Annotated in this window: 20 protein-coding genes; 13 read left to right on the top strand and 7 right to left on the bottom strand. The window is 60.5% G+C overall.

Annotation, left to right across the window (positions count from 1 at the left end; all coding sequences use genetic code 11):
• Window positions 1-217: 217 nt before the first annotated feature.
• Window positions 218-2,959 carry an aconitate hydratase AcnA gene (acnA, locus tag AC3WN7_RS01485; protein ID WP_102675091.1) on the bottom strand — a complete coding sequence of 914 codons (2,742 nt, stop codon included), beginning with the start codon at window positions 2,957-2,959 and terminating at the stop codon, window positions 218-220.
• A 297-nt stretch (window positions 2,960-3,256) separates the two neighbouring features.
• Between acnA and rlmM the strand changes: the two genes are divergently transcribed.
• Window positions 3,257-4,330: a 23S rRNA (cytidine(2498)-2'-O)-methyltransferase RlmM gene (gene rlmM / locus AC3WN7_RS01480; RefSeq protein WP_102675092.1), complete on the top strand. Its 1,074-nt coding sequence runs from the start codon at window positions 3,257-3,259 to the stop codon at window positions 4,328-4,330.
• Window positions 4,331-4,530: 200 nt separating this feature from the next.
• The gene (gene tusA / locus AC3WN7_RS01475; protein WP_015095965.1) at window positions 4,531-4,782 is read left to right on the top strand and encodes a sulfurtransferase TusA; all 252 of its coding nucleotides are present in this window, start codon (window positions 4,531-4,533) and stop codon (window positions 4,780-4,782) included.
• Window positions 4,783-4,925: 143 nt separating this feature from the next.
• On the opposite strand, the gene AC3WN7_RS01470 is transcribed toward tusA, so the two are convergent.
• Window positions 4,926-6,335: an MATE family efflux transporter gene (locus AC3WN7_RS01470; protein WP_102675093.1), complete on the bottom strand. Its 1,410-nt coding sequence runs from the start codon at window positions 6,333-6,335 to the stop codon at window positions 4,926-4,928.
• Window positions 6,336-6,601: 266 nt separating this feature from the next.
• Here AC3WN7_RS01470 and pdxB point away from each other — a divergent pair, with 266 nt between their 5' ends.
• A complete protein-coding gene (gene pdxB / locus AC3WN7_RS01465) occupies window positions 6,602-7,744 on the top strand; it encodes a 4-phosphoerythronate dehydrogenase PdxB (protein WP_102675094.1) in 1,143 nt (380 codons plus the stop codon).
• 171 nt (window positions 7,745-7,915) lie between these two features.
• Here pdxB and AC3WN7_RS01460 read toward each other — a convergent pair whose 3' ends face one another.
• Window positions 7,916-8,095 (bottom strand): PA1571 family protein, encoded by a 180-nt coding sequence (locus AC3WN7_RS01460; RefSeq protein ID WP_007974065.1) that lies wholly within the window; start codon window positions 8,093-8,095, stop codon window positions 7,916-7,918.
• Between the two features lie 251 nt (window positions 8,096-8,346).
• Between AC3WN7_RS01460 and AC3WN7_RS01455 the strand changes: the two genes are divergently transcribed.
• Entirely contained in the window at window positions 8,347-10,140 is a 1,794-nt protein-coding gene (locus AC3WN7_RS01455; RefSeq protein ID WP_173862135.1) for an ABC transporter transmembrane domain-containing protein, read from the top strand.
• 101 nt (window positions 10,141-10,241) lie between these two features.
• Here AC3WN7_RS01455 and AC3WN7_RS01450 read toward each other — a convergent pair whose 3' ends face one another.
• On the bottom strand, window positions 10,242-12,170 hold the full coding sequence (locus tag AC3WN7_RS01450; protein ID WP_095965232.1) for a transglycosylase SLT domain-containing protein: 1,929 nt from the start codon (window positions 12,168-12,170) through the stop codon (window positions 10,242-10,244).
• A 213-nt stretch (window positions 12,171-12,383) separates the two neighbouring features.
• Here AC3WN7_RS01450 and AC3WN7_RS01445 point away from each other — a divergent pair, with 213 nt between their 5' ends.
• Window positions 12,384-14,303 carry an ATP-binding cassette domain-containing protein gene (locus AC3WN7_RS01445; RefSeq protein WP_007974055.1) on the top strand — a complete coding sequence of 640 codons (1,920 nt, stop codon included), beginning with the start codon at window positions 12,384-12,386 and terminating at the stop codon, window positions 14,301-14,303.
• Window positions 14,304-14,487: 184 nt separating this feature from the next.
• On the opposite strand, the gene AC3WN7_RS01440 is transcribed toward AC3WN7_RS01445, so the two are convergent.
• A complete protein-coding gene (locus tag AC3WN7_RS01440) occupies window positions 14,488-14,928 on the bottom strand; it encodes a universal stress protein (protein ID WP_095965235.1) in 441 nt (146 codons plus the stop codon).
• Window positions 14,929-15,032: 104 nt separating this feature from the next.
• Here AC3WN7_RS01440 and AC3WN7_RS01435 point away from each other — a divergent pair, with 104 nt between their 5' ends.
• The 7 genes from AC3WN7_RS01435 to AC3WN7_RS01405 all read left to right on the top strand — a co-directional run bounded on the left by AC3WN7_RS01435 (window position 15,033) and on the right by AC3WN7_RS01405 (window position 23,704).
• Complete coding sequence (locus AC3WN7_RS01435; RefSeq protein WP_102675096.1) at window positions 15,033-15,470, top strand: hypothetical protein; 438 nt, start codon at window positions 15,033-15,035, stop codon at window positions 15,468-15,470.
• Between the two features lie 638 nt (window positions 15,471-16,108).
• Window positions 16,109-18,256, top strand: a complete 2,148-nt coding sequence (gene fadB / locus AC3WN7_RS01430; protein ID WP_095965236.1) for a fatty acid oxidation complex subunit alpha FadB — start codon at window positions 16,109-16,111, stop codon at window positions 18,254-18,256.
• A gap of 29 nt (window positions 18,257-18,285) precedes the next feature.
• Entirely contained in the window at window positions 18,286-19,461 is a 1,176-nt protein-coding gene (fadA, locus tag AC3WN7_RS01425; RefSeq protein ID WP_095965237.1) for an acetyl-CoA C-acyltransferase FadA, read from the top strand.
• A gap of 98 nt (window positions 19,462-19,559) precedes the next feature.
• Entirely contained in the window at window positions 19,560-19,796 is a 237-nt protein-coding gene (locus tag AC3WN7_RS01420; RefSeq protein WP_007986363.1) for a DUF1653 domain-containing protein, read from the top strand.
• Between the two features lie 114 nt (window positions 19,797-19,910).
• On the top strand, window positions 19,911-22,538 hold the full coding sequence (topA, locus tag AC3WN7_RS01415) for a type I DNA topoisomerase (RefSeq protein WP_102675097.1): 2,628 nt from the start codon (window positions 19,911-19,913) through the stop codon (window positions 22,536-22,538).
• 313 nt (window positions 22,539-22,851) lie between these two features.
• Window positions 22,852-23,376, top strand: coding sequence for a DUF6586 family protein (locus AC3WN7_RS01410; RefSeq protein ID WP_095965239.1), 525 nt, complete (start codon window positions 22,852-22,854; stop codon window positions 23,374-23,376).
• Window positions 23,377-23,470: 94 nt separating this feature from the next.
• Window positions 23,471-23,704, top strand: a complete 234-nt coding sequence (locus AC3WN7_RS01405; protein WP_015095953.1) for a hypothetical protein — start codon at window positions 23,471-23,473, stop codon at window positions 23,702-23,704.
• Between the two features lie 93 nt (window positions 23,705-23,797).
• Here AC3WN7_RS01405 and sulA read toward each other — a convergent pair whose 3' ends face one another.
• Together sulA and lexA are read right to left on the bottom strand one after the other, a co-directional pair.
• Window positions 23,798-24,274, bottom strand: coding sequence for an SOS-induced cell division inhibitor SulA (gene sulA / locus AC3WN7_RS01400; protein ID WP_095965240.1), 477 nt, complete (start codon window positions 24,272-24,274; stop codon window positions 23,798-23,800).
• A 10-nt stretch (window positions 24,275-24,284) separates the two neighbouring features.
• Window positions 24,285-24,893 carry a transcriptional repressor LexA gene (lexA, locus tag AC3WN7_RS01395; protein WP_007974043.1) on the bottom strand — a complete coding sequence of 203 codons (609 nt, stop codon included), beginning with the start codon at window positions 24,891-24,893 and terminating at the stop codon, window positions 24,285-24,287.
• Window positions 24,894-25,122: 229 nt separating this feature from the next.
• Here lexA and AC3WN7_RS01390 point away from each other — a divergent pair, with 229 nt between their 5' ends.
• Window positions 25,123-25,830 (top strand): TetR/AcrR family transcriptional regulator, encoded by a 708-nt coding sequence (locus tag AC3WN7_RS01390; protein WP_007974041.1) that lies wholly within the window; start codon window positions 25,123-25,125, stop codon window positions 25,828-25,830.
• Window positions 25,831-25,884: the final 54 nt, after the last annotated feature.

The following is a 25,884-nucleotide window of genomic DNA, read 5'->3' as shown; positions in this document are numbered from 1 at the left end:
TGCGAACGCCCCTGATGTTCTGTGGGAGCGGGCTTGCTCGCGAAGAGGCCATGACATTCAACACGTGTGTCGACTGATCCACCGTCTTCGCGAGCAAGCCCGCTCCCACATTTGCTCATGTGTCAGGCATGAAAGGGGGGCATAAGGCGAGCGATTGTACTGGCGGGCTCCCAGACAAAAAACACCGCCCGAAGGCGGTGTTTGTATCAGCGCATGGCTAGGAGGCAATCAACTGCCGCAACACGTAATGCAGAATCCCTCCGGACTTGAAGTACTCCACCTCATTGAGCGTATCGATGCGGCACAGCACCTCGATTTTCTCGCGGCTGCCGTCTTCGCGAGTGATGACCAGTGTCAGGTTCATCCGTGGTGTCAGCTCGACACCGGTCAAGCCGAGGATGTCCAGGGTTTCACTGCCGTTGAGGTTCAGGCTCTTGCGGTTCTGATCCAGCTTGAACTGCAACGGCAGCACGCCCATGCCCACCAGGTTGGAGCGGTGGATGCGTTCGAAGCTTTCGGCGATGACCGCTTTGACCCCCAGCAGATTGGTGCCTTTGGCCGCCCAGTCGCGGCTCGATCCGGTGCCGTATTCCTGGCCGGCAATCACTACCAGCGGGGTACCCGACGCCTGATAGCGCATGGCGGCGTCGTAGATCGGCATTTTTTCCCCGGTGGGAATGTAGCGGGTGTTGCCGCCTTCCTCGCCGCCGAGCATTTCGTTGCGTATGCGGATGTTGGCGAAAGTGCCGCGCATCATCACTTCATGGTTGCCGCGCCGCGAACCGTAGGAGTTGAAGTCCCGCGGTTCCACGCCTTTGTCGCGCAGGTACTGCCCTGCCGGGCTTTCCGCCTTGATGTTGCCGGCGGGGGAGATGTGATCAGTGGTCACCGAGTCGCCGAGCAGGGCGAGAATGTTCGCTGCGCTGACATCCTTGACCACGGGCGGCGGACCGCCGATGTCGTCGAAGAAGGGCGGGTGCTGGATGTAGGTCGAGTCGTCCTGCCAGACATAGGTCGCCGCTTGCGGCACCTCGATCGCCTGCCATTGTTCGTCTCCGGCAAACACTTCGGCGTATTCCTTGTGGAACATGGCGGTGTTGACCTGGCTCACCGCGTCGGCGATTTCTTTGCTGTCGGGCCAGATGTCCCGCAGGTATACCGGTTTACCGTCCTTGTCTTCCCCCAGCGGTTCGCGGCTGAGGTCGGTGCGTACCGTGCCTGCCAACGCATAGGCGACCACCAGTGGCGGGGAGGCCAGCCAGTTGGTTTTCACCAGGGGGTGCACCCGGCCTTCGAAGTTGCGATTGCCCGAGAGTACCGATGCCACGGTGAGGTCGGCTTGCTGGATGGCTTTCTCGATGGGTTCCGGCAGCGGTCCGGAGTTGCCGATGCAGGTGGTGCAGCCGTAGCCGACCAGGGCAAAGCCCAATTCATCGAGGTAGCGGGTCAGGCCGGCCGCCTTGTAGTAGTCGGTGACCACTTTCGAGCCGGGGGCCAGCGAGCTCTTCACCCAGGGTTTGCGTTTCAGGCCTTTTTCCACGGCCTTCTTCGCCACCAGCCCGGCCGCCATCATCACGCTCGGGTTGGAGGTGTTGGTGCAGGAGGTGATGGCGGCAATGACCACGGCGCCGTTTTTCAGGCGATAGGTCTGGCCTTCGTAATCGTAGTCCGCTTCACCGGCCATATCGGCATTGCCGACGGCGACGCCACCACCCCCTTCACTTTCGAGGCGACCTTCTTCCTTGCTGGTGGGTTTGAATTGCAGGTCGACGAAGTCGCTGAAGGCTTGCGCGACATTCGGCAGCGACACCCGGTCCTGCGGGCGTTTTGGTCCCGCGAGGCTGGCTTCGACGCTGCCCATGTCCAGCGCCAGGGTGTCGGTGAACACCGGCTCCTGGCCGGGCAGGCGCCACAGACCCTGGGCCTTGCTGTAGGCCTCGACCAATTGCACTGTTTCAAGGGGGCGGCCGGACAGGCGCAGGTACTCCAGCGTGACGTCGTCCACCGGGAAGAAACCGCAGGTGGCGCCGTATTCCGGCGCCATGTTGGCGATGGTCGCCCGGTCGGCCAGCGGCAGGTCGGCAAGGCCGTCGCCGTAGAATTCGACGAATTTGCCCACCACGCCTTTCTTGCGCAGCATCTGGGTGACGGTCAGCACCAGGTCGGTGGCGGTGATGCCTTCCCTGAGCTTGCCGGTCAGTTTGAAACCGATGACTTCGGGAATCAGCATCGACACCGGTTGCCCGAGCATCGCCGCTTCCGCCTCGATGCCACCGACGCCCCAGCCGAGCACGCCGAGGCCGTTGATCATGGTGGTGTGGGAGTCGGTGCCGACCAGGGTGTCGGGGAAGGCATAGGTGCGGCCGTCCTCGTCCTTGGTCCAGACCGTGCGACCGAGGTATTCAAGATTCACCTGGTGGCAGATCCCGGTGCCCGGCGGCACCACACTGAAGTTGTCGAAGGCGCTCTGGCCCCAGCGCAGGAACGCATAACGCTCGCCATTGCGCTGCATTTCAATGTCGACGTTCTGCTCGAAAGCGCTGCTGCTGGCGAACTTGTCGACCATCACCGAATGGTCGATCACCAGGTCCACCGGCGACAGCGGGTTGATGCGCTGTGGATCGCCGCCGGCCCTGGCCATCGCCGCGCGCATGGCGGCCAGGTCGACCACCGCCGGTACGCCAGTGAAATCCTGCATCAGCACCCGCGCCGGGCGGTACTGGATTTCCCGGTCGGAGCGGCGCTCCTTGAGCCACGCGGCCAGTGCCTTGAGGTCGGCGCCGGTGACGGTTTTCTCGTCCTCCCAGCGCAGCAGGTTTTCCAGCAGGACTTTCAACGACATCGGCAACTTGTCCAGCTCGCCCAGGCTCCTGGCGGCGTCGGACAGGCTGAAGTAGTGGTAGGTCTTGTTGCCGACCTGCAGGGTTTTCAACGTCTTCAGGCTATCGAGGGACGGCATTGCGATCACTCCTTGAAGTCCGCACGGCTACGGACTGAGGGGACGGACAGAGCCTTAAACCTAGCCCTGTTTTCGGTAGCTGGCTAATAACTGGACTCTATGGACAGACCCAGGTTCCGATCTCGGCTATCATGCGCCGGTTTTCGTGACAGGCTTTGCTTCAACGCAAGCGGTCTCTCTTTGTGGGAGCGAGCCTGCTCGCGATGGACGTTAACGATAACGCGTGTTTCCTGAATAAATGCGCCGTCCTTGAGTCCATCGCGAGCACGCTCGCTCCCACAGGGTCCAGGAGTAAGAATGAACACCCTATTCATGCATTGCCGGCCGGGCTTCGAAGGTGAAGTCTGTTCCGAGATTTCCGACCTCGCCGCGCGCTTGAACGTGGCCGGCTACGCCAAGGCCAAAGCCGCCACCGCTTGCGCCGAATTCGTCTGCACCGAAGAAGACGGCGCCGAGCGCCTGATGCGCGGGCAGCGTTTCGCCGAGCTGATCTTCCCGCGCCAATGGGCCCGGGGGATTTTCATCGATCTGCCGGAAACCGACCGCATCAGCGTGATCCTCGATCATATGGCGGACTTTCCGCTGTGCGGCAGCCTGTGGCTGGAAATGGTCGACACCAATGATGGCAAGGAACTGTCGAACTTCTGCAAAAAGTTCGAAGTGCACCTGCGCAAGGCGCTGATGGCCGCCGGCAAACTGGTGGAAGACGCTCACAAGCCGCGGCTGTTGCTGACCTTCAAAAGCGGCCGTGAGGTGTTCATGGGGCTGGCCGAGTCGAACAACTCGGCGATGTGGCCGATGGGCATTCCCCGCTTGAAGTTTCCTCGGGAGGCGCCGAGCCGCTCGACCCTGAAGCTGGAGGAGGCCTGGCACCACTTCATCCCGCGCGACCAGTGGGACGAGCGCCTGCACAGTGACATGACCGGGGTCGACCTCGGGGCCGCTCCCGGTGGCTGGACCTGGCAACTGGTCAACCGCGGCATGCTGGTGACCGCCATCGACAACGGCCCGATGGCCGCAAGCCTGATGGACACGGGGCTGGTGCAACACCTGATGGCCGACGGTTTCACCTTCAAGCCCAAGCAGCCGGTGGACTGGATGGTCTGCGACATCGTCGAGAAGCCGGCGCGTAATGCGGCGATGCTGGAAGAGTGGATCGGTGACGGCCATTGCCGCGAGGCAGTGGTCAACCTCAAGCTGCCGATGAAGCAGCGCTATGCCGAGGTGAAGCGTCTGCTCGAGCGCATTGCCGATGGTTTCAAGGCGCGGGGCATCAAGGTCGAGATCGGCTGCAAGCAGCTGTACCACGACCGCGAGGAAGTGACTTGCCATTTACGCCGGCTGGACGTGAAGAAACCCAAGTCCCGCTGATTTTGGCAAGGGCTTTTGTGGCGAGGGAGCTTGCTCCCGCTGGGCTGCGAAGCAGCCCTAAAGTCATCTATTAGCTATTGGTTGTGTCTGACACACCACATATACAGGTTTTGCGTCGGCTTCGCCGCCGAGCGGGAGCAAGCTCCCTCGCCACAAACCCGGCAATGCGCGACAATGCCGGCCAGTTTCAGGAGTGAATCATGAGTGAAATGCTTGATACGCCGGTAGACGGCACCCTCGATGCCACCGGCCTCAACTGCCCCGAGCCGGTGATGATGCTGCACCAGCACATCCGTGACCTGGTGCCCGGCGGCCTGCTCAAGGTCATCGCCACCGACCCGTCGACCCGTCGTGACATTCCCAAGTTCTGTGTGTTTCTCGACCACGAACTGGTGGCGCAGCACGAGGAGGAGGGCACCTACCTCTACTGGATTCGCAAGAAGTCCGTTTAGGTTCGCATCATGACGCAACTGTAGGAGCGAGCTTGCTCGCGAAAAAAACGAAGGCGCCGTTGGGCATCTGGTTTTACGCGTTACCGTTCACGACCTTCGTCGGAACGCCGCCCGGAAGAAGCTCGCTCCTACAATTTGTGCAATCAGCCGGCCGAGCGGCTGTTACGAATCCGTTTGCGCGCACTGAGCGTCAGGCGGATCGACAACATCAGCGCCGCACAGCTCAAGCCGGCAATCAACCCTTCCCACAGCCCGCTCGGGCCGCTGGCCGGACCGAACCAGTCGGTCAGTCCCAACACGTAGCCGACCGGCAGACCGATGCCCCAATAGGCGAACAAGGTCAGGATCATGGTTGCCCGGGTGTCCTGGTAGCCACGCAACGCGCCCGCGCAAATCACCTGGATGGCATCGGAAAACTGGTACAGCGCGGCATAGACAATCAACATCGACGCAATCTGGATCACGGCCTTGTCAGGCGTGTAGATCGAGGCGATAGGTTCGCGCAGCAGCAGGATCAGGCTCGCCGAGAACGCTGCGAACACCAGTGCCGCGCCGAGCCCGACCTTCGCCGCGAAGCGCGCCTGCCAGGGATTGCCGGCCCCCAGTGCCTGACCGACGCGCACGGTCACCGCCATGCCCAGTGAATAAGGAATCATGAACAGCAACGAGCTGATATTGAGGGCGATCTGATGCCCGGCCACCACGGTCGAGCCGAGACTGCCGATCAACAGCGCGATGACCGCGAAGATGCTGGACTCGGCGAAGACGGCGATGCCAATCGGCAGGCCAATGCCGACCAGGCGCTTGATCACGGCCCATTGCGGGCGGTCGAAGCGCACCAGTACCCGGGTGCGGGCATAGAAGGGGGCCCAGAAGGTCCAGCCGGCCATGCTCAACGCCATGAACCACATCACGATGCCGCTGGCCCAGCCGCAACCGACGCCGCCCAGGGCCGGTGCGCCGAAATGGCCGTAGATCAACGCATAGTTCAGCGGGATGTTCAGCAGCAGGCCGCACAAGCCGATGACCATGCTCGGGCGGGTACGCCCCATGCCATCGCTGTAGCAGCGCAATACGTAATAGAACGCCATGCCGGGAAACCCGAAAGCGATCCCGTGCAGGTAACCCATGCTCGGCTCGATCAATTGCGGATCGACTTTCATCCAGTGCAGGATCGGCTCGGCGCAAAGCAGCAGGCCGCTGCCGATCAAGCCGACACACAATGCCAGCCACAGCGCCTGGCGTACCAGCGGGCCGATCTCGTCGAACTGCGCGGCGCCAAAGCGTTGCGCGACCTTGGGTGTGGTTGCCAGCAGAACGCCGGACATCAACAGGTAGACCGGAATCCAGATCGAGTTGCCCAGGGCCACCGAGGCCAGGTCTCGCGGGCTGACGCGGCCGGCCATCACTGCATCGACGAAGCCCATGGCCGTGGTGGCCAGTTGCGCGATCATGATGGGCAGGGCCAGGCCGAGCAGGCCCTTGAGTTCCAGGCGAACGGGGGTCGTCCGCGAAGGCGCAGTGGCGACGGTACTTTCAATAACAGGATTCAATAGCGAAACGTCCAGGAGGTTTTGATGCACAGCCGCGCATTCTACGCGTTGACGCGGCAGTCAGGAAAAGGCCCGTGTTATGGATTTGTAATCAACCCTCTGTAGGAGCGAGCTTGCTCGCGATGAGCGTCAACGATGGCGCGGGATGCCTGAATGAACGTGGCATCCTTGCGTCCTTCGCGAGCAAGCTCGCTCCTACAGAGAGATGCGTCTAGGCGCGATGCGTCATCTACGCCTACACTGCCGATCCGCCAAAGGAGCCTGCCATGCTGATTGTTGCCGACGAAAATATCCCCCTGCTCGATGCCTTCTTTGAAGGCTTCGGTGAAATCCGCCGGGTGCCGGGTCGCGCCATCGACCGTGCCACGGTCGAGCAGGCCGATGTGCTGTTGGTGCGTTCGGTGACCAACGTCAACCGCGCGCTGCTCGAAGGCAGCAAAGTGCGCTTTGTCGGTACGTGCACCATCGGCACCGATCATCTGGACCTGGATTACTTTCAGCAGGCCGGCATCACCTGGTCCAGTGCACCGGGCTGCAATGCCCGCGGTGTGGTCGACTATGTGCTCGGCAGCTTGCTGACCCTGGCCGAAATCGAAGGGGCCGACCTGACCCGGCGTACCTACGGCGTGGTCGGCGCCGGCGAGGTGGGCGGTCGACTGGTCAAGGTCCTGCAGGGCCTGGGCTGGAAGGTGCTGGTGTGCGATCCACCACGGCAGGCGAACGAAGGCGGTGACTACGTCAGCCTTGAGCGGATCATCGACGAGTGCGACGTCATCAGCCTGCACACGCCGCTGACCAAGCAGGGGCCTCAATCGACCTGGCATCTGTTCGATGAAAAACGCCTCAACCAGCTCAGACCCGGTACCTGGCTGATCAATGCCAGCCGCGGACCGGTGGTCAACAACGCGGCACTGCGCGATGTGCTGTTGGAGCGTGAAGACCTGCAAGCAGTGCTCGATGTCTGGGAAGGCGAGCCTGAAGTCGACGTGGCGCTGGCCGAGCTGTGCGTGCTGGCAACGCCGCACATTGCCGGTTACAGCCTCGACGGCAAGCAGCGGGGCACCGCGCAGATCTATCAGGCCTATTGTGATTTCCTCGGGCAACCGGCCCGCGTCAGCCTGAGGGATTTGCTGCCGGCACCCTGGTTGTCGCACGTGACCCTGAATGCGCAAAGCGACCCGGCCTGGGCCTTGGCGATGCTGTGCCGTGGCGTGTATGACCCGCGTCGTGACGATGCGGATTTCCGTCGCAGCCTTGTCGGCAGTGTCAGCGAGCAGCGCGCGGCGTTCGATGTGCTGCGCAAGAATTATCCTTCGCGCCGAGAGATCGACGGCTTGCAGGTGCGGATCGAGGGGGATGCGCCTGAGTTGCGGCGGATTGTGGCGGCGTTGGGGGCGGCGGCAATCTGATAGACCGTGGCGGCCCCTTCGCGAGCAAGCCCGCTCCCACAGGGGATTTGTGGTGCATGAAGATCCAATGTGGGAGCGGGCTTGCTCGCGAAGGGCACCCCACAATGTCCAGACAGGCACCCATAAAAAACCCGGCCAACAATGGGCCGGGTCAAGAAGACGGTGGCTATATCACTCTTGTTCGGCAGGTTTGACCAATCGCTTTTCCAGTTCGCTGCAAGCTTTCTGGATCATTTCTTCAGTGATCGGTACTTCGCGGCCTTGCTCGTCGATAATCGAGCAGCCCAGAGACTGGTCTGGTTGCGTGCGGATCACTTGAATCTTGTCATCGCTGCTGTGTTGCAAGGACATGGCCTGTCTCCTCATCAGGTAGTGTGCTTACTGTAGAACCGCCAGGTGACCGGGCTATGACAACTCCCTGCGATCTTTCCGGGGGGACAGAACCAGTGCAGCAGAAATGCCTTCGCGTGGCTAGCCGAACTTTAGACCAATAGCGTCTAGCCTCTAGTGTTGGTGGACATAATTAACCTGACTCATTGTGATTTGCAGCGAGCCACCCCATTGAGCGGTGTAGGCTGACCCTAATGATTGTCTTGTCCCGGATGTTTGCGATGCTCTCTGCCCGTCACCGCCGTGCTGTTCGCCTGGCCAGTCGTTTCATTGCGCCGTATCGCTGGCAGGCCTTCGGCGCCTTGCTGGCGTTGATCGTCACTGCCGGCATCACCTTGTCCATGGGGCAGGGCATCCGCCTGCTGGTGGACAAGGGGTTCATGACCCAGTCGCCACACCTGCTCAATCAGTCCATTGGCCTGTTCATGTTGCTGGTCGTGGGGCTGGCGATCGGCACCTTTGTACGGTTTTATCTGGTGTCGTGGATCGGCGAGCGCTGCGTCGCCGATATCCGGCGTGACGTGTTCAATCACCTGATTTACCTGCACCCGGGTTTTTACGAAGACAATCGCAGCTCAGAAATCCAGTCTCGCCTGACCGCCGACACCACGCTGCTGCAATCGGTCATCGGGTCTTCGCTGTCGTTGTTCCTGCGCAATCTGTTGATGGTGATCGGCGGGATCGTCCTGTTGTTCATCACCAACCCCAAGCTCACCAGTATCGTAGTGGTGGCCTTGCCCCTGGTGATCGCGCCGATCCTGATTTTCGGTCGCCGGGTGCGTAACCTCTCGCGCCTGAGCCAGGACCGGATTGCCGATATCGGCAGTTATGTTTCCGAAACCCTGGGGCAGATCAAGACCGTGCAGGCCTACAACCATCAGGTCCAGGACGAGCAACGGTTTGCCGTGACCGTGGAGGAGGCGTTCAACACCGCACGCAAGCGCATCTTCCAGCGGGCGTGGCTGATTACCCTGGTGATCGTGCTGGTCCTGGGCGCGGTCGGGGTGATGCTCTGGGTTGGCGGGATGGACGTCATCGCCGGGCGAATTTCCGCCGGCGAGCTGGCGGCGTTCGTGTTCTACAGCCTGATCGTCGGCAGTGCGTTCGGCACCTTGAGCGAGGTGATCGGGGAATTGCAGCGGGCGGCCGGCGCGGCCGAGCGGATTGCCGAGTTGCTGCGTTCGGAAAACATCATCCTGCCACCAGTCGCAGGCGCGGTGACGCTGCCGGAACGGGTCGACGGCCACCTGCAGCTGCAAAATGTGCGTTTTTCCTACCCGTCGCGGCCGGAAAGTTACGCTGTCGACGGCTTGAGCCTGACAGTCAATGCCGGTGAGACGCTGGCGCTGGTTGGGCCCTCCGGGGCCGGAAAGTCGACGGTGTATGACTTGCTGCTGCGTTTCTACGACCCGGCCGAGGGGCGCATCCTGCTCGATGGCGTGCCGTTGACTCAGCTCGATCCGCTGGATTTGCGCCGCTGCTTCGCCCTGGTGTCACAGACCCCGGCGCTGTTTTTCGGCAGCATTGAAGACAACATTCGCTACGGCAATCCGCAGGCGACGCTGGCCGAGGTACAGGAAGCGGCAAAGATCGCTTACGCCCATGACTTTATCGAAGCCATGCCCAGCGGTTACCAGACTCATCTGGGGGATGGCGGTCTCGGCCTGTCCGGCGGCCAGCGCCAACGCCTGGCCATCGCCCGCGCGTTGCTGGTGGACGCCCCGATCCTGCTCCTCGACGAAGCCACCAGCGCCCTCGATGCCCAGAGTGAGCACCTGATCCAGCAGGCGCTGCCGAGCCTGATGAAGAACCGAACCACTCTGGTGATCGCCCATCGCCTGGCCACGGTTAAAAACGCCGACCGGATCGCGGTGATGGATCAGGGGAAGCTGGTGGCGGTAGGGACGCATCAGGAGCTGATTGCCAGCAATGCCCTGTATGCCCGGTTGGCGGCGTTGCAGTTCAGTGATGGGCAGAATGCCGTTTCCGACCCAATAACCGGCTAAGAAAAGCGCAATAAAAAAACCGCATCTTTCAATGCGGTTTTTTTATTGCGGTTAACCAGAACAGCTTGCGGCTTGTCGCTTAAAGCTTGCCGCTGTTCCACTTATTGATCGTCGAAAAACCGCTCATGCCAATCCACGATCGGCTGTGGCGAGTTGAGCTTCTGGCCGTAGATCACCGAGTACGACAACACGTTTTGCACGTACTGGCGGGTTTCGTCGAACGGGATGCTTTCTACCCACACATCGAAACTCAGGTGGTCGGCACCGCGCAGCCATTGGCGCACGCGACCCGGGCCGGCGTTGTAGGCGGCGGAGGCAAGGACGCGGTTGCCGTTGAACTGGCTGTGCACCTGGCTCAGGTAAGCGGCGCCGAGCTGGATGTTCTTGTCCGGGTTGAACAGTTGCTGTGGCGAGCTATAGGGAATGCTGAACTTGCGTGCGGTTTCCTTGGCGGTGGCGGGCATCAGTTGCATCAGACCCGAGGCGCCGACCCCGGAGCGGGCATCTTCCATGAAGGCGCTTTCCTGGCGAGTAATGGCGAACGCCCAGCTCGGATGCAGGCCGCGATTCTTCGCTTCACGCACCAGCGTGTTGCGGTGGGCCATCGGGAAGCGGATATCCAGATCGTCCCAATACTGCGCCTGGCTGATGGTGCGAATGGCCGGGAAGTACCATTTCAGGTCGTAGGCCAGTTTGGCCTGGGCAACCATCTCGTCACGGCTGAAGTGGCGGCTGACGTGGTACCACTCGCGGCGACCGTCGACGATTTGCCCGCGAGCGTGGAACTCCAGGGCGCGACGTATGCCGGGGGTATTACGCACTTTGTTGATCAGCGCCTGACTCATCACCAGCGGCTTGTTGTTCAGCGAATAGGGTGACTGCGAGCGATCGGCAGCGAGGAAACCATAGAAGTCGCGTTCGCGGGCCAGGTTTTTATAGAGCGTCTGCACTTCCGGGTTTTGCGGTTGCGCCAGTTCCAGGCTGCGGGCCTGCCAGTAGCGCCAGCGGTTGGTGGTGGCCAGGTCCTGGGGCAGGCGGCGGGTCAACTGGTAGGCATCGTCCCAGCGCGCCAGACGCAGGAGCAGGCGCAGGCGCCATTCGGAAACCGTGTTGTCGCGCAGTTCCGGATCGTATTTGGTCATGACGTCCAGGGCTCGGCCGTCGAAACGTTTGGCGAGGGTCAAGCCGATTTCCCGGGCGATTGCGACTTTTTCATCCCGGGAGAAGTGCATGCTGCTGGCGTAGCCGTCGAGCAGGTTCATGGCCCTGTCCGGGTCCTGGCGAGCCAGGCGGCGCAGGCCGAGGCTGACCACGTCGGACATGGCTTCATCGGCCGGGGTGAAGCGTGACGGCTGGTTGAGCAGTTCCGGTTTCTGCGCGACGTCCACCAGCAAGCGACCGCGCGGGGCGAGGGTGGTCAAGCCGTTGACCAGGCTGTTGGCCAGCGGGTAGTTGCGCGCCTGGGCGGCGAGTTTGGCGCGTTCCCAGCGTTTTTGCTCGGTCAACTGGCCTTCGGCGGCCCACATGCCGAACAGGGTATCGCAGGCTTCGGGCTGGGATTTGCCAGTCAGCCAGAGCTTTTCGGTGTTGGCGTAACCTTCGGCCTTGAGGTTGTGGCTGATCTGGTACTGCGCATTCAGGCAGTCCAGTTCGGTGAAGTTCATTTTCGGGTCGTAATACTTGACGAAAGTCGCCCAGTCGCCCCGCTCCGCCAGCCAGCGCAACCAGCGCAGTTTCATCCAGTTGGCCTGGGGCAGGTCGCCGTGTTCGGCGAGGAATTTCTCGATTTCGGCGTTGCTCGCGGTTTTCAGGCGCGCGGTCAGTTCGTCGTAGGCCAGGTACGGTTCCAGCGGATAATCGGCGAGGGCCTGGCTGTAACGGAAATACGGGCCGGTATCACCCTTGGCCAGGGCGCGCTTGGCTTCATCGTAATATTGGCGTTGGGTGGACAGGTCCACCGCCTGGGCGGATTGAAGCGCTGCGGCTGAAAGTAAAAAACACGACAAAAGATTGAAAAGGCGACTGCGCATGAGACGTCCAGGCAGAGAAAACATGACAAGTGCGGGTCAGGCCCGCACTGAATTGTCTGTAGCTTAGCCTTTTGCCAGCAGCCGGCGAAAGCTTTGCGGGTCTTCCCGCATCAGTTCGCAACATTTGTCGTTCAGAGTGCTACGAGAGTGAAATTGCCGGCCTTCTGAAGCCTCAAGTCAGGTAGAATGCGCGCCCGGTTTTTGGAGAAGCTCATGACCCTGCTCAAATTCAGCGATGTGTCCCTTGCTTTCGGCGCTATGCCGTTGTTGGACAAGGTGTCCTGGCAGATCGCCCGTGGTGAGCGGGTGTGCATCATCGGCCGCAACGGCACTGGCAAGTCCAGCATGATGAAGCTCGTCAAGGGCGACCAGAAGCCCGATGACGGCTCCGTTTGGCGCGCACCCGGTCTCAAGATCGGCGAATTGCCGCAAGAATTGCCGGTGGCCGACGAGCGGACAGTGTTCGACGTGGTGGCCGAAGGCCTGGACGGTGTCGGTGCGTTGCTCGCCGAGTATCACCACCTGAGCCAGAACATCGTCACCGATGCCGATCTGGACAAGCTGATGCACGTCCAGCACGACCTCGAAGCCCGCGATGGCTGGCGCTTGCAGACGCTGGTCGACAGCACCCTGAGTCGCCTGCAACTGCCGGCCGACAAGACCCTCGCCGAGTTGTCCGGCGGCTGGCGTCGTCGCGTCCTGCTGGCCCAGGCCCTGGTGTCCGAGCCGGACCTGCTGCTGCTCGACGAGCCGACCAACCACCTGGACATCGGTGCCATCGCCTGGCTTGAAGAGGCGCTGAAGGATTTCCAGGGCGCCGTGCTGTTCATCACGCACGACCGTTCCTTCCTGCAGAACCTGGCAACCCGCATCCTCGAACTGGATCGTGGTGGCCTGATCGACTGGAACGGCGACTACGCCAGTTTCCTCGTGCACAAGGAAGCCGCGCTGGCGGCCGAAGAAACCGCCAACGCGCTGTTCGACAAGCGCCTGGCCCAGGAAGAAGTGTGGATTCGCCAGGGCATCAAGGCCCGCCGCACCCGTAACGAAGGCCGCGTACGCGCGCTCAAAGCCTTGCGCGTCGAGCGCAGCGAACGTCGCGAGCGGACCGGCAAGGCCAACATCCAGCTGGAAACCGCCGACAAGTCCGGCAAGCAGGTCATGGTCCTCGATAACGTGAGCTTTGCTCACCCGGACGGTCCGTTCCTGATCAAGGACTTCTCCATGGTGCTGCAGCGCGGCGACCGTATCGGTCTGCTCGGCGCCAACGGTACCGGCAAGACCACGCTGCTGAAGCTGATGCTCAGCGGCTTGCAGCCAACCAGCGGCAAGGTGGAAGAGGGCACCAGGATCGATGTGGCCTACTTCGACCAGTTGCGCCATCAGCTGGATCTGGAAAAGACCGTGATCGACAACGTCGCCGAAGGTCGCGACTTTATCGATATCGACGGCCAGAGCCGCCACGTGCTGAGCTACCTCGGCGACTTCCTGTTCAGCCCGCAGCGTGCCCGCACGCCGGTCAAGGCGCTGTCCGGCGGTGAACGTGCCCGTCTGTTGCTGGCCAAGCTGTTCAGCAAGCCGGCCAACCTGCTGGTACTCGACGAACCGACCAACGACCTCGACGTCGAAACCCTCGAATTGCTCGAAGAGGTCCTGCTGACCTTCAACGGCACCGTTTTGATGGTCAGTCACGACCGGGCATTCCTCGACAACGTGGTGACCAGCACCCTGGTCTTCGAAGGTGAAGGCAAGGTTCGCGAATACGTTGGCGGTTATCAGGACTGGCTGCGTCAGGGCGGTTCGCCGCGCCTGCTGGGTGTGACCGAGAGCAAGTCCGGCAAGGCTGACCTGAACTCTGCAGTGGTGAAGGCCGAGCCGGCACCGGTTGCGGCGGCAGTCGAAGCGCCAGTGGCGAAGAAGAAGCTCAGCTACAAATTGCAGCGTGAGCTGGAAGCGTTGCCCGGCGAGATCGAAGCCATGGAGCAGCAGATCGCTGCCGTTGAAGCGCAAATGGCCGACGCGGGTTTTTACCTGCGCCCGGCTGCCGAGACGGCTGCAGTGATCGCTCAGCTGGCGCAGTTGCAGGCTGAACTCGACGTGATGGTCGAGCGCTGGGCCGAACTGGATGCCTGATTGATCCTGCAATAAAAAGCCCGGCGCTCAGAGATGAACGCCGGGCTTTTCATATGCAACGCAGTTCCCTGTAGGAGCGAGCTCGCTCGCGATGAACCTGAGAGCGCCGCGGGGCATCAGGTTTCCAGCGTCATCGTTGACGACCATCGCGAGCAAGCTCGCTCCTACAGAGGGGCTGGTGTTATCAGCTTTTGGTTTGCAGGCGCACCGCAAGCACATCACAAGGCGCGCCATGCAGCACGTCGTTGGCGGTGGAGCCCAGCAGCAGTGCCAGGCCATGCCGGCCATGGCTGCCCACCACGATCAGGTCGCAGGTTTGCTCCTTGGCGAAGTGATGGATTTCCTGGCGTGGCTGGCCGTAGGTGAGGTGGCAATTGGAGCTCTCAAGCTCTGAGTATTTGTGCTTCAGGCGGTCAAGGCGCTCCTTGGCCTGATCGAACTGCTGCTGTTGCAGTTGTGACAGGTCCATCGGCACGTCGCCGCCGAAGGCCATCGCCATCGGCTCGACAATGTGCACCAGTGACAATTTCGCGCCGTTGCTCACCGACAGCTCGCGAGCGCGGTGGATCACAGGGTCGCACTCTTCGGTCAGATCTACAGCGACCAGAATATGGTTGTAGGGCATGAGGTGCTCCTCCTGAGGATTGCAATATTGGTAAGTATGGCTGGTTTCAAGCGCATTGGTTCCAAAGTGACACAATGGGCTCATCAAGAATCGGGAGTACAGATATGACGGTGTGGATAGTGGTGTCAATCCTGTTGGTGGTACTCAGCCCACTGGCATGGTTGCGCCCGTCGCGTGCCCAGAGTGGGCGCATCGCCCTGCGCATGGAGGCCCGGCGCATTGGGCTGGCCATGCAGCTGGCGCCCCAGGAGTGGCCACACTGGCTGAGCCAGGAGCCGCCGAGCCCGTGCGCCCAGTACCATCGTCCGCGACGTGGCAGTCAGGCGGCGTGCTGGAGTTACTGGCAAAAATCACCGGGTGTCTGGGTCAATCAATGGCAGGAAACCTGTGAAGACCAGGCGCTGCTCAATCATTTCGAAAAATTGCCGGGTAATGTCTACAAGGTCGAGGCCGACAAGCAAATGATTGCCTTGTATTGGGGCGAGAAGGGCGAGGCCGACGTTTTGCAACAGATCGATGCCACGCTGAAAGCCCTTGCCTGAACCCCGATCCCCTGTAGGAGCGAGCTCGCTCGCGATGGGCGTGAACGATGATGCTTGAAACCTGACACCCCGTGGCGCTCTCAGGTTCATCGCGAGCAAGCTCGCTCCTACAGAGTACAGAGGAGCGCATTTGCCGTTTTTTCGCAGGCAATAAAAAGCCCGACATTCATCATCGGGCTGGAGTTGGCCAGGCAGGCCGGTAAAACGGTGTGGGCTGATCTTACGCTGGGCATTCGCCAAAAGCGTTCACAATTTCCCCTTGGTTCCGCCAGCGTAGCTTGTTAAACACGGGCTGCAGCGAATTAGGGCGCATTTTCTAACAATTGATTCTATGAATGACCCTGCATGCTTCGGCGTGTTTAAGGTCTTCACAGTACGGATATGACCGGAAAGTCGCGTTTCAACCCGTGTTTCAGGCGATTGACAATTGTCGGAAATTCCGTGAAGGTGACGTACCCAAATCAAACGGGCGTATGAATTGAGCGTTTGTATTTCAGACCGCTCCTACAGAATCCCGACTATCGCGTTGGCGGGTGTGCCGGGGGAATGGGCGTAGCATTGACGATCAACGTCCCTGCCAAGCCATTCGCCTGCGTCCGACGTGTACTGTTCAGCTTCCATATCGTGGAGATCAGTTGATGATTTACGAAGGTAAAGCCATCACGGTTAAGGCTCTTGAAAGTGGCATCGTCGAACTGAAGTTCGACCTCAAGGGTGAGTCCGTCAACAAGTTCAACCGTCTAACCCTGAACGAACTGCGTCAGGCCGTAGACACCATCAAGGCAGATGCTTCGATCAAGGGCGTGATCGTCAGCAGTGGCAAGGACGTGTTCATCGTCGGCGCCGACATCACCGAATTTGTCGACAACTTCAAGCTGCCGGATGCAGAGCTTGTTGCTGGCAACCTCGAAGCCAACAAGATTTTCAGCGATTTCGAAGACCTCAACGTTCCGACCGTTGTCGCGATCAATGGCATCGCGCTGGGTGGTGGTCTGGAAATGTGCCTGGCGGCGGACTACCGCGTCATGTCCACCAAGGCCAAGATCGGCCTGCCGGAAGTCAAGCTGGGCATCTACCCGGGCTTCGGCGGTACCGTTCGTCTGCCGCGTCTGATCGGTGCCGACAACGCCATCGAGTGGATTGCCGCCGGCAAGGAAAACCGTCCTGAAGACGCGCTCAAAGTTGGCGCTGTCGATGCAGTGGTTGCTCCAGAGAAGCTGCAAGAGGCCGCGCTGGAACTGATCAAGCGCGCCATCGGCGGCGAGTTCGACTACAAGGCCAAGCGCCAGCCGAAGCTGGAAAAGCTGAAGCTGAACGCTATCGAGCAAATGATGGCTTTCGAAACGGCCAAGGGTTTCGTGGCCGGTCAGGCTGGCCCGAACTACCCGGCGCCGGTTGAGGCGATCAAGACCATCCAGAAAGCCGCGAACTTCGGTCGCGACAAGGCCCTGGAAATTGAAGCCGCAGGTTTCGTCAAACTGGCCAAGACTTCTGCCGCGCAGAGCTTGATCGGTCTGTTCCTGAACGACCAGGAACTGAAGAAAAAGGCCAAGGCCTACGACGAAATCGCCAAGGACGTGAAGCAGGCCGCCGTACTGGGCGCCGGCATCATGGGTGGCGGTATCGCCTATCAGTCGGCCTCCAAAGGCACGCCGATCCTGATGAAGGACATCAACGAGCACGGTATCGAGCAGGGTCTGGCCGAAGCCGCCAAACTGCTGGTTGGCCGCGTTGATAAAGGCCGCATGACCGCCGCGAAAATGGCTGAAGTGCTCAACGGCATTCGTCCGACCTTGTCCTACGGTGATTTCGGTCACGTGGACCTGGTGGTGGAAGCAGTCGTCGAGAACCCGAAGGTCAAGCAGGCCGTACTGGCTGAAGTTGAAGACCAGGTCAAAGAGGACACCATCCTCGCGTCCAACACCTCGACCATTTCCATCACCTTGCTGGCCAAGGCCCTCAAGCGTCCGGAAAACTTCGTCGGCATGCACTTCTTCAACCCGGTGCACATGATGCCGCTGGTGGAAGTGATCCGTGGCGAGAAGTCCAGCGAGCTGGCCGTTGCCACCACCGTTGCCTACGCCAAGAAAATGGGCAAGAACCCGATCGTCGTCAACGACTGCCCGGGCTTCCTGGTCAACCGCGTACTGTTCCCGTACTTCGGCGGTTTCGCCAAGCTGGTCAGCGCCGGTGTGGACTTCGTCCGTATCGACAAGATCATGGAAAAATTCGGCTGGCCTATGGGCCCGGCCTACCTGATGGACGTGGTCGGCATCGACACCGGCCACCACGGCCGTGACGTGATGGCTGAAGGCTTCCCGGACCGCATGAAGGACGACCGTCGCTCGGCCGTTGACGTGCTCTACGAAGCCAAGCGCCTGGGCCAGAAGAACGGCAAGGGCTTCTACGCCTACGAGACCGACAAGAAGGGCAAGCAGAAGAAAGTCGCCGATCCTTCGGTGCTGGAAGTGCTCAAGCCAATCGTCTTTGAACAGCGCGAAGTCACTGACGAAGACATCATCAACTGGATGATGATCCCGCTGTGCCTGGAAACCGTGCGTTGCCTGGAAGACGGCATCGTCGAAACCGCTGCCGAAGCCGACATGGGTCTGGTCTACGGCATTGGTTTCCCTCCATTCCGTGGCGGTGCGCTGCGTTACATCGATTCGATCGGTGTGGCAGAGTTCGTTGCCCTGGCTGACCAGTACGCTGATTTGGGCGCGCTGTACCACCCGACCGCGAAGCTGCGCGAAATGGCCAAGAACGGCCAGAGCTTCTTCGGTTAAGCGCCCCCAACTAGAGTGAGAGTGAACTTATGAGCTTGAATCCTAGAGACGTCGTGATTGTCGACTTCGGTCGTACTCCGATGGGCCGCTCCAAGGGCGGCATGCACCGCAACACCCGCGCCGAAGACATGTCGGCGCACCTGATCAGCAAATTGCTGGAACGCAACGTCAAGGTCGACCCGAACGAAGTCGAAGACGTGATCTGGGGCTGTGTGAACCAGACCCTGGAGCAGGGCTGGAACATCGCGCGCATGGCGTCGCTGATGACCCAGATCCCGCACACCTCGGCCGGCCAGACCGTCAGCCGTCTGTGTGGCTCGTCCATGAGCGCCTTGCACACTGCTGCGCAAGCGATCATGACTGGCAATGGTGACGTGTTCGTCGTTGGTGGCGTCGAGCATATGGGTCACGTGAGCATGATGCACGGTGTCGATCCGAACCCGCACATGTCGCTGTACGCGGCGAAAGCCTCGGGCATGATGGGCCTGACCGCGGAAATGCTGGGCAAAATGCACGGCATTACCCGCGAGCAGCAAGATGCTTTCGGCATGCGCTCCCACCAACTCGCCCACAAGGCGACCGTGGAAGGCAAGTTCAAAGACGAAATCATCCCGATGCAGGGCTACGACGAGAACGGTTTCCTGAAAACCTTCGACTACGACGAAACCATTCGTCCGGAAACCACCCTGGAAAGCCTGGCGGCTCTCAAGCCAGCGTTCAATCCGAAGGGCGGCACCGTGACAGCAGGTACTTCGTCGCAGATCACCGATGGTGCTTCGTGCATGATCGTGATGTCGGCGCAGCGCGCACAGGACCTGGGCATCCAGCCTATGGCGGTGATTCGCTCGATGGCGGTAGCAGGTGTGGATCCGGCAATCATGGGCTATGGTCCAGTACCGGCCACACAAAAAGCACTGAAGCGCGCGGGTCTTGGCATCTCCGACATCGACTTCTTCGAGCTCAACGAAGCTTTCGCCGCACAGGCCCTGCCAGTGCTGAAAGATCTGAAAGTGCTCGACAAGATGAACGAGAAGGTTAACCTGCACGGCGGCGCGATCGCCCTGGGCCACCCGTTCGGTTGCTCCGGTGCGCGTATCTCCGGCACTTTGCTCAATGTGATGAAGCAGAATGGCGGTACCTTCGGGGTAGCCACCATGTGCATTGGTCTCGGCCAAGGCATCTCCACCGTCTTCGAACGCGTTTAAGCGTTTCGTTGATGGAAGCCGGGGCCAAGTGCCCCGGTTTTTGTTTTTCCGGATTTATTTTGTTTTTATTTTGAAAAAATTTGAGTGAGGGCCAAAGCATGCCGATACAACCTGGGCTCTACCAACATTACAAAGGTCCGCAGTACCGCGTATTCAGTGTTGCGCGGCATTCGGAAACCGAAGAAGAAGTGGTCTTCTATCAAGCCCTGTATGGCGATTACGGCTTTTGGGTGCGTCCCTTGAGCATGTTCCTGGAGTCCGTCGAAGTTGACGGCGAACAGGTGCCACGCTTTGCTTTGGTGCAGGCCGAGGAAAGCCTTTTTACCAAGCCATAAGCTGAGTGCGCGCAATACCCTGCGCTTGACCTCACCTTGTAGCCACTATATATAGCGGTGCCGCGTCAGGCGCCAACCGCCTTTCACTTCTCGAATTCAGGAATTTTCTGATCCATGGGCAAATCGCTGGTCATTGTGGAATCCCCGGCTAAGGCCAAGACCATCAACAAGTATTTGGGCAACGAATACGTGGTGAAGTCGAGTATCGGCCATATCCGAGACCTGCCCACCAGCGGTTCGGCTAGCGCCAGCAAAGAGCCGGCCGCCAAGCGCGGCAAGGCTGTTGCGGGTGAAGTGCCGGCACTGTCGCCTAAAGAAAAAGCGCGCAAGCAGCTGGTCGCGCGCATGGGGGTCGATCCGGACCATGGCTGGAAAGCCAAGTACGAGATCCTCCCGGGCAAGGAAAAAGTCATCGAAGAGCTGCGCCGGCTCGCCAAGGATGCTGACACCATCTATCTCGCAACCGACTTGGACCGCGAGGGGGAAGCCATTGCCTGGCACCTGCGCGAAGCCATCGGTGGTGACGACAGCCGCTACAAGCGCGTGGTGTTCAACGAAATCACCAAGAAGGCGATCCAGGAAGCCTTCTCCCAGCCGGGCGAGCTGGATATCGACCGCGTCAACGCCCAGCAGGCCCGTCGTTTCCTCGACCGCGTCGTGGGCTACATGGTTTCGCCGCTGCTGTGGGCCAAGATCGCTCGCGGCCTGTCCGCCGGTCGCGTGCAGTCGGTTGCCGTGAAGCTGGTGGTCGAGCGCGAACGTGAAATCCGCGCGTTCATCCCGGAAGAGTACTGGGAAGTGCACGCCGACCTCGGCACCGCAAAAGGCGCGACCGTGCGTTTCGACGTGGCCCGCGAAAAAGGCGAAGCCTTCAAGCCGCTCAACGAAGCCCAGGCCATGGCCGCGCTGGAGAAGCTCAAGGCTTCCAGCTACAGCATCGTCAAGCGCGAAGACAAACCGACCAGCAGCAAGCCGTCGGCGCCGTTCATCACCTCCACCCTGCAACAGGCCGCAAGCAACCGCCTGGGCTTCGGGGTGAAGAAAACCATGATGATGGCCCAGCGTCTGTACGAAGCCGGCTACATCACTTACATGCGTACCGATTCGACCAACCTCTCGGTTGATGCCGTGGCGATGGCGCGTACTTATATTGAAGGCGAGTTCGGCAAGAAGTACCTGCCGGAAACCCCGAACGTCTACAGCAGCAAGGAAGGCGCACAAGAGGCTCACGAAGCGATTCGTCCCTCCGACGCCAACACCGAGCCAAGCAAGCTGTCGGGTATGGAGCGTGACGCTGAGCGCCTCTACGAGCTGATCTGGCGCCAGTTCCTGGCTTGCCAGATGCTGCCGGCGCAATACCTGTCGACGACCGTCACTGTGGGCGCTGGCGACTTCGAGCTGCGTGCCAAGGGCCGCATCCTGAAGTTCGACGGTTACACCCGTGTCATGCCGCAAATCGCCAAGCCAGGCGACGACGATGTGCTGCCGGACATGGCCCAGGGCGACGCGATGAAGCTGATCAAGCTTGATCCGACCCAGCACTTCACCAAGCCGCCGGCGCGTTACTCGGAAGCCAGCCTGGTCAAGGAAATGGAAAAACGCGGCATCGGTCGTCCTTCGACCTACGCAGCGATCATTTCGACTATTCAGGACCGTGGCTACGTGGCGTTGCACAACCGTCGCTTCTACTCGGAAAAGATGGGCGACATCGTCACCGAACGCCTGGCCGAGAGCTTCTCGAACCTGATGGACTACGGTTTCACCGCCGGCATGGAAGAGCATCTCGATGACGTGGCCCAGGGCGAACGCGACTGGAAAAACGTACTCGACGAGTTCTACGGCGACTTCAAGAAAAAGCTCGAAGTAGCCGAAAGCCCGGAAAACGGCATGCGTGCCAACCAGCCGGTGATGACTGACATTCCGTGCACGACCTGCGGTCGTCCGATGCAGATCCGCACCGCGTCGACCGGCGTGTTCCTTGGTTGCTCGGGCTACAGCCTGCCGCCGAAAGAGCGCTGCAAGGCCACCGTCAACCTGGTGCCGGGCGACGAAATCGCCGCGGACGACGAAGGTGAGTCGGAGTCGCTGGTATTGCGTGGCAAGCACCGCTGCCCGATCTGCAGCACGGCGATGGATGCCTACCTGCTGGACGAGAAGCGCAAGCTGCACATCTGCGGTAACAACCCGGATTGCGACGGCTACGAAATCGAAGAGGGCACCTATCGCATCAAGGGCTATGAAGGTCCGAGCCTGGAATGCGACAAGTGCGGCAGCGAGATGCAGCTCAAGACCGGCCGTTTCGGCAAGTTCTTCGGCTGCACCAACGCGACCTGCAAGAACACCCGCAAGCTGCTGAAAAGCGGTGATGCGGCGCCGCCGAAGATGGACCCGGTGAAGATGCCTGAGCTGAAATGCGAAAAGGTCAACGACACCTATATCCTGCGCGACGGTGCATCCGGCCTGTTCCTGGCGGCCAGCCAGTTCCCGAAAAACCGTGAGACGCGTGCTCCGCTGGTTATCGAGATCGTGCCGCACAAGGATGAGATCGATCCGAAGTATCACTTCCTCTGCGAAGCGCCGAAGAAAGATCCCGATGGCCTCCCGGCTGTGATTCGTTACAGCCGCAAGACCAAGGAACAGTACGTGCAGACCGAAGTTGACGGTAAGCCGACTGGCTGGAAAGCGTTCTACGACGGCGGCAAGTGGACGGTTGAAGACAAGCGCCCGGCTGCGAAGGCGTAGAATCGCAAGACCCCTGTGGGAGCGAGCTTGCTCGCGATGGTCGTCAACGATGACGCGGGCCTTCAGGATGCCCGCGTTGCTCTCAAGTCCATCGCGAGCAGGCTCGCTCCTACAAAAGGCGCATGGGAACTGCGAAGGCGTAGAATCGCAAGACCCTTGTAGGAGCGAGCTTGCTCGCGATGGTCGTCAACGATGACGCGGGCCTTCAGGATGTCCGCGTTGCTCTCAGGTCCATCGTCGGAACGCCGCCCGGAGCAAGCTCGCTCCTACAGGACCTGCGTGAAGCAATTATTTCGTTGTGGAGGCTGCCGTCATGGCCCACGAACTTTATACCCGCACCAATCAGAAGATTTATTTCGCCGGCTTGTCGCTGGAAGCACTGGCGCGCACTGAAGAGGGGCGGGCGATGAATTCGCTGGCGCTGATCCAGGCCGGACGCGAATCGGCGCTGTTTCACCTGTACGGCGCGCTGTTGGGCCTGTGCCACGAAATCGCCGGCTTCTATCGCCTGCCTCAGGCCAATGCACCCCGTGCGGAGCTGCTGCTGACCCGCGAAGTGCTGGAAACCATCGCCATTCCGGAAATGGCCGAGCTGGTGGAGCTGGCCAATAACCCGCAGACCTGGCTGGCCAGGTTGTTGGCTGCCCATGCTGCGTTGTTTCAGCCGCCGCGCGCGCCCCGCAAGCCAAAAGGGGACGTGACCCAGCCACTGATTCAGGCGGTCAATCTGGATGAAGCGGATGAGCCAGAGGAACTGAGTCGGGAAGAGCTGGAGAGCTGGCGCCAGAATCTGAAAGGATTGGCGATCCGCTTTCGCGAAGGCCTGAACGAGTGCTGACAGAAACAGTTTTGGGGTGGCATCTGGTCAAGATCCCGAGCGAAGCCTGGCCGATGCCTATATAATCCCCGCCTTTCGTGGAGAACAGTCCTTTATGCCAACGTCCTTTCTAGAAATTGTCGAGTTACCAGACGGCCGTATCGAGCTACGCAGGGCCGAGGACGAGGGTTCTCTGGTTACTTTGGATTTCTCCGAGGACGCCAAAGCGTTCCTGCAAGGGCAACACGTGGAAGTCGCCAAGGCGATGTTGAGCGTGGGAGTCCAGATGGCAGGTCGCCTGGTTGAAGGCGAATTCGACAAGGACGAGGGGTCACGGGTTCTTCATTGATCCCCGTCCGTCGGTTTTCTTGATGTCGCTATACATCGGCTTCTCTCTCCCTGGAGAAGCCTCGCGCGGTGAAGCTCGCGCCCCGGCTGTCAGTTATCCCAAACGAATATTCAGGCTCTGAGCGTCCCCGGTCCGGGCGGCGCTGATCAGCTGTTGCCGGGATTGGCTGCTCAACGGGTTGAGCCAGCTGACAACCGTATGGCTGCGCCCAAGACGCAGGGCTTCGCAGGTCAGTTGCTGAGCACTTTGGGTGCCTCGGGGGTGAAGCAACAGAATGCGCTCGCGGTTGAGGCCGGCATCTCGCAGCCAGGCTTGAGTCAGGCTGGCGGGCGGCGCGATCAGTGTCAGCCAGCGTGCGTCCTGGTCCTGGCTCAATTCCCTGAGGATCGGTGCCAGAAGGCTCAGGCAGTTCCCGGCTGCACCACGCAGTGACAGCTCGCTGAAAACGTCAGGTTCGGCGCTCCAGGGGGACTCGACTACGTCTTTCAGGATCGGCGCCAATGGCTGTGCCATGAACGCTTCGAACAACGGCAGTTGGGTTTGCTGTGGTGATGGCTGTGGGAACTGCATGGAGCCTCCTTTAGCGGCGAATCACGCCGACACTCAAGCCTTCGATCACCAGTTCCTGATCTTGAAGGTTCACTTCGATAGGGGCGAACTCGGGGTTCTCGGCGATCAGCCAGACTTTGCTGCCATCACGCTTGAAGCGCTTGACGGTCACTTCGTCGCCGATTCGTGCAACCACGATCTGACCGTTACGGGCTTCGCGGGTGGTGTGGACGGCCAGCAGGTCGCCGTCGAAAATGCCGACATCCTTCATGCTCATCCCGTGGACGCGCAGCAGGTAGTCGGCGCGCGGGTGGAAGAAGGCAGGATTGATGTTGCAGGACTCTTCGATGTGTTGCTGCGCTAGAATCGGGGCACCGGCTGCGACCCGGCCAATGATCGGCAGGGTGGAATCATCGGCCTTGGCTTCGAAGCCGGGGATGCGAATGCCACGGGAGGCGCCAGGCGTCATCTCGATGGCACCTTTGCGGGCCAGCGCCTTGAGGTGCTCTTCCGCCGCATTGGGTGACTTGAAACCCAGTTCCTGAGCGATTTCCGCACGGGTGGGGGGGTATCCGTTGTCTTCCAGGCAGCGTTTGATGAAAGCCAGAATCTCTGCTTGTCGTGGCGTCAGCTTTAGCATATTGATCGCTCTGTTTTTTTATACAGTGACTGGGATTATATACAGTAAGGCGGTCTTGGCAATGCTCCATTTTTCAGTCGCCGCCAGACGGTCAATCAGTCAGTGGATTCAAGCTTCGCCGTTGTGTGGTTAAATATCTGACCGACCATTCCCGAAACGAACTGCCAGACTTGACAAGGCACAGGCTGAAACGTATGTTTCAAACAAGTGTTTGTCAGGCGGAGTAGCCATGGCCCAGTCGGAAACCGTTGAACGCATTCTTGATGCAGCCGAGCAGTTGTTCGCGGAAAAAGGTTTCGCCGAAACCTCGTTGCGCCTGATCACCAGCAAGGCCGGTGTCAACCTGGCGGCGGTGAACTATCACTTCGGTTCAAAGAAGGCGTTGATCCAGGCGGTTTTCTCGCGGTTCCTCGGGCCGTTCTGCATCAGCCTCGACAAAGAGCTGGAGCGGCGTCAGGCCAAGCCTGAAATCAAGCCGACCCTCGAAGAGTTGCTGGAAATCCTCGTCGAGCAGGCCCTGGTGGTGCAGCCGCGCAGCGGCAACGACCTGTCCATCTTCATGCGTTTGCTGGGGCTGGCGTTCAGTCAGAGCCAGGGGCACTTGCGTCGTTATCTGGAGGACATGTACGGCAAGGTATTCCGCCGCTACATGATGCTGGTCAACGAAGCGGCGCCGCGTATTCCGCCCATCGAACTGTTCTGGCGGGTGCACTTCATGCTGGGTGCGGCGGCGTTCAGCATGTCCGGTATCAAGGCCTTGCGTGCGATTGCCGAAACCGACTTCGGCGTGAACACCTCGATCGAGCAGGTCATGCGCCTGATGGTGCCGTTCCTGGCTGCCGGCATGCGTGCCGAGTCCGGTGTGACCGATACCGCCATGGCCACTGCCCAGTTGCGTCCACGCAGCAAATCGACACCGGTTGCCGCCAAGGTTTAACCGCGCACGGGTGGGCGCGGCAGCTGACATCCGCTAAGCTAGCCGCCCATGCCG

The sequence above is a fragment of the Pseudomonas sp. FW305-70 genome (genome assembly GCF_058783925.1).
This window is presented reverse-complemented; position numbering and strand designations above follow the sequence as displayed.